Annotated in this window: 4 protein-coding genes; 1 reads left to right on the top strand and 3 read right to left on the bottom strand. The window is 48.4% G+C overall.

Annotated elements, in window-relative coordinates:
* The 3 genes from Q0340_RS11370 to napA all read right to left on the bottom strand — a co-directional run.
* Positions 1-597 (bottom strand): 4Fe-4S binding protein (locus Q0340_RS11370; RefSeq protein ID WP_298083394.1); only part of this gene is annotated, 597 nt, incomplete at its 3' end.
* Positions 594-1,352: a ferredoxin-type protein NapG gene (gene napG / locus Q0340_RS11365; RefSeq protein ID WP_298083393.1), complete on the bottom strand. Its 759-nt coding sequence runs from the start codon at positions 1,350-1,352 to the stop codon at positions 594-596. The genes Q0340_RS11370 and napG, both read right to left, overlap by 4 nt.
* A gap of 3 nt (positions 1,353-1,355) precedes the next feature.
* On the bottom strand, positions 1,356-4,139 hold the full coding sequence (gene napA / locus Q0340_RS11360; protein WP_298083392.1) for a nitrate reductase catalytic subunit NapA: 2,784 nt from the start codon (positions 4,137-4,139) through the stop codon (positions 1,356-1,358).
* Between the two features lie 534 nt (positions 4,140-4,673).
* Here napA and Q0340_RS11355 point away from each other — a divergent pair.
* Positions 4,674-6,926: a molybdopterin-dependent oxidoreductase gene (locus Q0340_RS11355; RefSeq protein ID WP_297880222.1), complete on the top strand. Its 2,253-nt coding sequence runs from the start codon at positions 4,674-4,676 to the stop codon at positions 6,924-6,926.
* Positions 6,927-6,962: the final 36 nt, after the last annotated feature.

Below are 6,962 nucleotides of genomic sequence, written 5' to 3'. Positions count from 1 at the left end.
CGCCGCCCAAAATCCGCCGAGCGGGCATAGCCGCGAACAGATCGTGCGATCGCCCGCGAAAATTTCAAAAACTACGATCAGTAGCGCGATTGCAAACGCACTAGCACTCAGCGCTATGACGGCGCGCGCGAAAAGCGAGATAAAATTTACGCTCTCAAACGCCGCAAAGCCGAAAGCTCCGCTGCAAACAAGCGCTAGCACCGCTAGGACGTAGCGAGCCTTGCGGTTTACGCTAACGATCCTAGTCGTTATGCCAAGTCTTTTACGAAGCCAGGCGGCAAGATCGGTCAGCAAATTTATCGGACAGACCCATGAGCAATATACTCGCGGCGCTATAAGCGCATAAAATGCGCCTACGATAACCGCTCCGATAACCGCCGTAGCGCCCAAAGAAAAGCTAGCTAGCAGCATCTGCGCCGTCGCAAACGGATCGCTTAGATTAATCGTACCCAAAAGTTTCGACGAGCTTAGATTGCCCTTTAAAATTCCGGATAAAATTCCGTTTTCGCTCGCGGCTTTGAAGGCGAAATTATTTCCTAAAATAAAAAGGACTAGAATAGAAATTTGGCTCAAACGCCTTAAAATAGTGTATTTCATTGCCTAGCCCCTTCCATTAGATCGTCCTCGTTTAAGTAATCCTTACTCTTTTGCGGATCGAGCTTGATTTTGGTGTCTGCGTCCTTTAGCTTCGCGTCGTCGCCCTTGATCCAGCCCTTGACGTAGTTATCGCTGGAAATTCCTATGACGCGCTCGCGCTCCACGACGCTGATAGCCGCCTTTTTCGTGACGCAGGCATGCTCGCACTTACCGCAACCCGTGCAGTAGTCGCTATCTACGACGGGCACAAGTAGGGCGTGCTTTTCGGTGCGGTTGTTGTGACGGTAATCGATCCTAAGCGCCTTATCCATCACAGGGCAGTTTCGCACGCACGCGTCGCATTGGATACCGGCATAAGCGATGCAATGCTCGGTATCTATGACCGCAACGCCCATTTTGGATAGACGCACGTTAAGCTTGGAGTTTTCGCTTACCAGGCTTTTATCTAGCGCGTCGCTAGGACAGGCTGCGACGCAAGGTATGTCGTCGCACATATAGCACGGAATTTCGCGCGGGATAAAAAACGGCGTGCCGTTTGCAATAGCGTGATCGCAAAAGCTCGCAAGCCTAAGCGTATCAAATGGGCACGCCTCGACACAAAGCCCGCACCTTAGGCATTTGCTAAGAAATTCTTTCTCGCTTATAGCTCCGGGCGGGCGGAGTTTGGCGTGCTCGCTGGAGTTTGCGACTCCGAGCCCCAAAACGCCAACACCAGCAGCTAAAGAAAGAATACCTAAGACTTCACGCCTATCCATAATCTACGCCTTGTAAATTTTAACCGCGCATTTTTTATAGTCGGTCTCTTTTGAAAGCGGGCAGGTATGATCGAGCGTGACGCGGTTGATATAAACCTTCTCGTCAAAAAACGGCACGAAAATAAGTCCCTTCGGCGGAACGTTACGTCCGTGGAAGTCCACGCGCGCTTTGACTTTGCCGCGGCGCGACTCGATCCAGACGATCTCGTTTTGTTGTACGCCGATTTTGGCGCCGTCGGCTTCGTTCATATAGCATCTTGCCTCAGGCACCGCGCGATAAAGCTCTGGCACGCGCATAGTCATAGTGCCGGTGTGCCAGTGCTCTAGCACGCGACCCGTACATAGCCAGAAAGGATACTCCTCGCTTGGCACTTCTACAGGATCCATATACGGACGGAAGAAAATTTTAGCTTTATTGGCAAGGCTTGTTTTTTCTTCGCCAGAAGTAGCGGATTTCAGATCGCCGCTAGGAAGCGCCGCTTTGGCGTTGCCATAGAAGGCGAAGTCACTATCCGGAGCCGCTTTTTTGGCATAAGGATCGTATTGAGCGTTAAAGCGCCAAAGTGTTTCTTTGCCGTCTACGACCGGCCATCTAAGACCGCGCACTCGGTGATATGTATCGAAATCGGCTAGGTCGTGTCCGTGACCGGTACCGAATTTTCGGTACTCCTCCCAAAGATATTTTTGGATGAAAAAGCCATATCCTTTAAATTCTTTGCCGTCGCTGCCGATGACGCCGCGAGAGTCGCCGTTTACTTCGGAGTTGTCGAAGCTTGCCATAATCGGATCTTTTGCCGCGAAAGCCTGAGCGTCTTTGTTTGCAAAGAGCACATCAAATAGCGTGCTTTCAGGGGTGTAGCCGAATTCTGAAATTTTATCCAATACGTTTGGAAGCGTGAGCTTATCATTTACCTTTATCTCGCCCCAGAAATCCTTGAGTTTGAAGCGCTTGGAAAACTCTAGCATCTGCCACGTATCGCTCATCGCGTCGCCCACAGGAAGGACCTGCTGTCTCCACCACTGAGTTCTACGCTCGGCATTGCCGTATGCGCCCCATTTTTCGTAGATCATCGCGGTTGGCAGGATTAGATCGGCTACCTTCGCGCTTAGTCCCGGATATGGCTCGCTTACTACGATGAAGTTATCCATCTCGCGCGCCGCGGCTATCCAGTGGTTTGCGTTGGCGATCTGCTGCCACGGGTTATTTACTTGAACCCATATCCATTTTATCTTGCCATCTTCGAGATTGCGTAGAGCCTGCACATAGTGCGCACCCGGTTTTGGATTTATCGTGCCTTCCGGAAGCTTCCAAATTTTTTCGGAAACCTTTCTGTGAGCGGGATTTGCCACGACCATATCAGCAGGTAGGCGGTGAGAAAACGTGCCCACCTCTCTAGCCGTGCCGCAAGCGCTAGGCTGACCGGTAAGCGAAAACGCTCCGCAGCCAGGTTTGGCTTGCTTGCCAAGAAGGAAATGCACCATGTAGCTTTGCTCATTGACCCAGGTTCCTCTTGAGTGCTGATTAAAGCCCATCGTCCAAAAGCTTACTACTTTGCGGTCCTTTTCGATGTAATAATCTGCGAGCTGCTTTAGTTTGGTCTTAAACGCCTCTAAATCCTCACTTTCGTCACCCTTAGCTAAAGGTGCTACAAATTCTAACGTGTAAGGCTCCAGCGCTTTTTTAAATTCTTCGAAGCTTATGAGCCAGTGAGCATCCGATTTGTCAGAGTGTTTGTTTTCGAGTACGTCGCCCTCTTTCATACCCAGATATGCTAAGGTAACGCCCTCGGATTTGCTTAAAATTTTGGATTTTTGCTTAGCTGCGGTGTCAAGCTCGGTTTTGCGGTATTTTTTATGATTTATATCTTCTCGCAAGCCGTAGCCGATATCCACAGGGCCTGTAGCGAACACACAGTGCTCTTTAATAAATTTCTCATCTATCATATCCGGATGGTTGTAGACGATCTCCCTTGCTATGTAGTTCCATATCGCTAAATCGGTATTCGGACGGAATATAATTTCAATATCGGCGATGTTTGAAGTGCGGCTAGAGTAGGTCGAGAGATTTATAACTTTTACGCGGCCCGGGTTGCGAAGCTTATGGTCGGAGACGCGAGACCAAAGGATAGGGTGCATCTCAGCCATATTCGCGCCCCAGGCGATGATGGTGTCGGTTAGCTCGATATCATCGAAAACGCCTGCAGGCTCGTCAATACCGAAGGTTTGCATAAAACCTACGACGGCGCTGGCCATGCACTGGCGAGCATTAGGATCGAGATTATTGGAGCGAAAGCCCGCCTTTACTAGCTTTGCTGCGGCGTAACCTTCCGGGATCGTGTATTGACCGCTACCAAGTACGGCAAAGCCCTCGGGACCGCCTTCGTTATAGGCTCGCCTAAAATGCTTCTCCATTTCGTCGAACGCTCTTTGCCAGCTGATCTCGATAAATTTTCCCTTTTTGTCGAATTCGCCCTTGGAATTTACGCGCAAAAGAGGCTTGGTAATGCGATCGGCGCCGTACATGATCTTGGCGTTGAAATAGCCTTTGATGCAGTTTAGACCGCGATTTACTGGGGCTAGCGGATCACCTTTGACCGCTACGATCTTGCCGTCTTTGGTGGCTACCATTATGCCACAGCCGGTGCCGCAGAAGCGACAGGCCGCCTTGTCCCAGCGCCAGCCTTTTTCAGCTTCGCCCGCAGCACTAAGACTGCTAGGCAAGCTGATGCCTGCAACGCTACAGGCAGCCGCTGCTGCAGAGCTTTTTATAAAGTCTCGTCTATCCATGAGATTAACCTTTCGTTTAGAATTAATTTCTACTAAGATTTTGAATAATAGCATAAAAAAACGGCTTAGTCTAGATTAAAATCAAGGTTTTTTCTACATAGATTTCAGATATAAGATAATAATTTTATAAATTTTAAATTTAGTGGCTCAAATTTTATCAGGATAGCGAGTTTTTGATAAATTTTAATATATATTTTCATTTAATTAAATTAATATATTATACCGATAAATTAGCATTAAAATTTCATAAAAATTTAATCGTGCTTTGAAATAAAACGGAGCGTAATATAATTTCAAAATTCTATTAAAATTATAAAACTTAGCTTAAAAAGCGTCTTTTGCGATAAGCGATAAATTTTACACTAAAACGCCGCCATTACCGAAGTAAAAGCGTAAAATTTAACTATTCAATTTAATATGCGATATTTGCATATTACTTAAATTTTGCTTAAAAAAATTCACTAATTTAAAAATTCTTTTATAATCTAGAAAGTATAATAGCCGTGCAAACCAAAATTCTTGAAAGGAATATTTATGCAATCCAGAGAAAAGATTGTCAAAACGACTTGTCCTTACTGCGGCACCGGCTGTGGTATCGATCTTATCGTAAAAGACGGCAGGATCGTAAACGCGCGCCCTACGCAGGCCCACCACGTAAATGACGGCGAGTTATGCTTAAAAGGGATGTTCGGCTGGGAGTTCGTAAACTCTCCAAAACGCCTTGCCAAACCTATGATCCGTAAGAAAAACGGAGTATTTGATAGAAGTGGTAAGCTTGAGGAGGTAAGCTTTGAAGAGGCTTATGATTTTGTAGCGTCTAAATTTAAAGAGACCGTCGCTAAATATGGCCCAAGCTCAATAATGGGCTTTAGCTCGGCGCGCTCAAATAACGAAGACAACTACGTTTTTCAGAAATTTTTCCGAGCTCAGGGCAGCAATAACGTCGATCACTGCGCCCGTCTTTGACACGCTCCTACAGTGGCAGGTCTTGCCAACACGCTAGGAAACGGAACGATGACGAACGATTTGGTAGAATTCGCTACCGATACGGACGTATTTTTACTCATCGGCACAAACACGAGCGAGTGTCACCCGATCATCGCTATGCAGATGCAGCGCGGGCTTCAGCGCGGCGCCAAGATGATCGTCGTAGATCCGAAGCGCACAGATATGGCGAAAAAAGCCGATATCTATTTGCAAATCCCGGTGGGCGCGAACATTAAGACGCTAAATACCATTATGAATGTTATCATTGCTGAAAATCTGCAAGATGACGAGTTTATCAAAAACTACGCTCACGGCTACGAGTATCTAAAAGAAGCGGTTAAGGACTTTACACCTGAGCGCTTCGAGCGCGAGACGGGCGTGAAAAAAGAGCTCGTAATCGAAGCTGCTAGAATGTATGCTAAAGCAGGCGCAGCGGCGATCTGCTACACGATGGGTATCACGCAGTTTAGCGACGGTACGTCAAATGTCTTTTCGCTTTCAAATTTAGCCATTTTGACTGGAAATTTAGGCAAACGAGGCGCGGGCGTAAATCCTTTGCGCGGTCAAAACAACGTCCAGGGCGCATGCGATATGGGCGCGCTACCTAACGTCATCCCTGCAGGCGCGGTAAATTCCGCTTATGCTCAGGAGCAGGCGCGCAGAGTATGGCACTTCGAGCTAAATCCAACTCCGGGCTTTAAGCTTACGGTCGCTCCCGATAAGATGGATAGCGGCGAACTGAAGCTACTCTACGTTTACGGCGAAAACCCTGTAATGAGCGATCCTTGGACGGAACACTTCGTGCATGCAACGCACCATTTGGATTGCTTTATCGTGCAGGATCTTTTCTTTACCGAGAGCGCACAGAAAGCCGATGTCGTACTACCTGCTGCCGGCTGGGGCGAGAAGGACGGCACCTTTTTAAACACTTCCCGTCGCGTCCAGCGCACGCGCAAGGCAAGCGAGCCGGCTCCTGGCGTAGAGCCTGATTGGAAGGTCGTTTGCAATATCGCACAAAGAATGGGGCTTGAAGGGTTTGATTTTTTAAGTGCGGAAGAAATTTGGAACGAAGTGCGTGCGTTAATGCCTAAATTTTTCGGCGGTATTAGCTACTATAGGCTAGATAAGCTAGGCGGCATCAGCTGGCCATGTCCTGATGAAGATCATCCGGGCACACCGGTGCTTTATGCAGATCATAAATCGATGCTGCCTGATGGTAAATTTAGAATGGTGCCGGTGCTTTACGTGGATGATAAAGAGGAGCGCGCTAAAGCTGAGGCGGATTTTAGAGCCAAGATGAAAATCCCGGATGATTATCCGGTGGGAAGCGGCGCGCTTAGCGAAATACCGGATGAAATTTATCCGTGCTTATTTACGACCGGGCGCAAGGTTTATCACTACCATACGGGAACGATGACGAGAGAGTGTCGCGCGCTAGAGTACGGTGCGGGCGCAGAAGGTGCGCTCATCGAGGTAAGCCCGGATATCGCACGCGAACGCGAGCTTACCGAAGGCTGCTACGCGCTTGTCAAAAATAAGCGCGGTCAGATCGCTGCGAAGCTTCGTATAAATCCGGATCTGAAAGAGGGCACGATATTTACGACCTTCCATTACAGCGAGGCCGACGGCAACGAGCTCGTGCATGCGGGCGATCTGGATCCGCTATCTGGCATCCCACCGCTAAAGATGACGATCGCAAATATCAGAAAGCTTAGCGAGAGCGAGTTTATCGAGTTCAGAAGACAAAACGAGATGTCGATGCACTCCGAGAAACCTTATCTATCGCCGGTGCATAGGTAGTTTGGGCGGTAAAGCTCCGCCCGCTTTGCAAAGATG

This window comes from uncultured Campylobacter sp. (assembly GCF_938045595.1).
GTDB lineage: Bacteria > Campylobacterota > Campylobacteria > Campylobacterales > Campylobacteraceae > Campylobacter_B.
The sequence above is the reverse complement of the archived record's forward strand: the minus strand, read 5'-3'. Positions and strand labels throughout refer to the sequence as shown.